At 54.1% G+C, this 2,552-nt stretch carries 2 protein-coding genes; both read right to left on the bottom strand.

Annotation, left to right across the window (positions count from 1 at the left end; all coding sequences use genetic code 11):
• Window positions 1-47: 47 nt before the first annotated feature.
• Window positions 48-767: a phosphatase gene (locus HOLDEFILI_RS07620; protein ID WP_006058983.1), complete on the bottom strand. Its 720-nt coding sequence runs from the start codon at window positions 765-767 to the stop codon at window positions 48-50.
• Window positions 764-2,552 (bottom strand): serine hydrolase domain-containing protein (locus HOLDEFILI_RS18345; protein WP_006058982.1); only part of this gene is annotated, 1,789 nt, incomplete at its 5' end. The genes HOLDEFILI_RS07620 and HOLDEFILI_RS18345, both read right to left, overlap by 4 nt.

Here is a 2,552-nt window from a genome sequence, read left to right as displayed (position 1 = left end):
CCTTTCTTATTTAATCAAATGCTTATCTTCCAGGCATTACCGATCGTTTATTCAACTTTTAGATTAAAATATTCAAAAATCAGTTCCGGATTGGAATTCACGATCAGCGAAGCTGGAAACTCCGCGGCCGCGCAGACTTCCTCACACCGCTGGAACCGGCCGATCGCGTCACAGTAATGCGCGTCGCTGCCAAACAAGACCGGCACGCCATGCTGCTTGCAATACCGCAGCATTCCAAGCATGTTTTCCCGGCCGCCGACGCGCGAGCTTTTCGGATTCATCGAGGAATTGTTGACCTCGACTAACGTATGGGTCGCCTTGCATGCCAGAACGACCGCTTCCTGATCGATCGGATAGCGGGAATCGTCCGGATGCCCCAGAATCTTGACATACGGATTCTGCACGGCGTTGATCATTGCCTGCGTGTTTTCCGCTTCCGTATGCTCGGTGCCGAAGCATGGAACGTGCAGGGATGCGATCGCGTAGTCAAGCATTTTCAGCGTGCTTTCGTCCAGATCGACATGCCCTTCGACATCCAACACATTCAGCTCCGCTCCTTTGAGCACGCGGATTCCCTGGACGAATTCCGGGACGACATGAAGGTTGCGGAAATAAAACAGATGCGTGGAACCCGGCATCTTCGGCGTGTGATCGCTGACACCATAAATCGTTAGGCCGTTTTCCTTCGCCGCGGCGATGTTCTCATTGAGCGTGCTGTATGCATGCCCGCTGACGACGGTATGCGTATGCAGATCAAGGTAAATCATGCGTTTTCCTCCAGATACTGCAGGCTGATCTTACTGTTCAGTTCGCCGAAGAAACCGATCCGTTTGCCGCGCAGCGAAGCCGGCAGACAACTGGACAGCTGGCTGTCAAATTCCACCTGACCGTTTTCGTCCAGAACGACGACACGGGCAACTCCGTCGATCTTCAGTGTGTCGATCGGCGCGGCACCGATATACCAATGAATCAGCGGATCGCGCAGCGTCATTTCCCGCACGTCCAACGATGGCAGGTTCTCAGAGAGAACATAGTGGTACTGGCCGTTTTGAATCGAACCATCCGCCAGCCATAAAACGCTCGACATTTCGCGCGAATAGTTGCCCGGAATCTCAATCGCCGGCACCGCTTCATAATCGTTGAGGATGCGCAGCGGATACGGCGCTAAAAGCAGGTCGTCGTAGCCCTTTTCCATCTGCACGGTAAAGGTCATCGGGACGTTGCCCAGCGTGCGCTGCTGCAGATATTCGTTATCCATGATCCACGTCTTATCCGTCAGATTCTTCCAGCCGCTTACCTTGCCGGACGGCTTGAGCTTCTGCAGGAAAACCTGACGTTCAGCCTGTTCCGACACGACGCTGCCCGGCATCTGATAAACAAGATACAGCTCGTCGCCCTGCGGCACAAATCCAATTTTCAGATCGGCCATGCCGAAGACCGACGTGCCGGGCTGCCCCGCAAACCAGCCGTGATCTTCCTGCAGGCCGGAAACTTCTGGCCGCCAGCCGCCCTGGGCTTCGCGAATCTCCAGCGTCAGATCGCCATGTTCAAAGCGGGCCCGTACGATCTGATCCTTATTGCCATACAAACCGGTAATTTCCACCGGATGCACGACGGTTTTCAATGCCGGCAGCGGCGTCGCTTCGAACGCGCAGCCCTGAGCCTTAAGAATTTCATAAACCAGCGCCTGATTGAGCTTTGAAGCGCTGCCCTTATCCGTACACAAGACAACCGCGGCACTCAGCTGACAATCCGGGATGATCAGCGAATGAGAGTTGAAACCGAACGTCGAGCCGGACTTGCACAGTGCCTGTTTGCCAAAGCCCTCAAACAACCGCATCGACACGCAATCCCAGCCCAGACCATAACGTTCCGTCGTATTGTCCGCGACGACCAGCTCTTTCGGCTGTTGATCGCGATTCATTTCCGTCAGACCGGCTTCATCAACCAGTCTGCCTTCGCGCAGGGCATCTAAGAAATGGCACAAATCCGCGGCCGTGCTGTAAATTCCGCCGGAGCCGATGCCGTTGACATATTCCTGCGGGAAATCGAGATCAAACGGTGATTTCGCTTTGATGTATTTGCCGTCCATGATTTCATGGATTGGGAAATCGGTATGCTCCATGCCTAACGGCTCAAGAATCTTCTCGTAAATAAAGGAGGAATAGCTCTGCCCGCTGACCACCTCAACTAACAGCTCCGCCAGGGAAAACCCGTCGTTGCAGTAAACGCTGAACTTTCCCGGCTGATCCTTCAGCCGGCTCTGCGCCGCGTATTCAATTTCTTCCTTCAGGTGATTGCGGTTGCGGGCGTTCGTATATTTTCCCTTAAAGCAGTTGCCCGGCAGTCCGCTGCTGTGATTCAGCAGCATCCGGACCGTAATATTCTTATATCGGGCATCCGGCATCTTGAACATCGGCAGTTTTTTCACGATCGGTTCGTCAAGCGACAGCTTGCCTTCCTGCACCAGCATCATCACGGCCGCCGTGGTGAACATCTTGCTGATGGAGCCGATTGAAAACATCGTTTTCTCCGTAATCTTCGCGCCCTTC

The sequence above is a fragment of the Holdemania filiformis DSM 12042 genome (assembly GCF_000157995.1).
GTDB lineage: Bacteria > Bacillota_I > Bacilli_A > Erysipelotrichales > Erysipelotrichaceae > Holdemania > Holdemania filiformis.
Note: the sequence above shows the minus strand (reverse complement) of the source record. Positions and strands in the feature narration are given on the sequence as shown.

What these genes read in the sequence shown, in the direction of transcription:
- HOLDEFILI_RS07620 (WP_006058983.1), bottom strand. Translation starts at nt 767, where the DNA reads ATGATTTACCTTGATCTGCATACGCATACCGTCGTCAGCGGGCATGCA.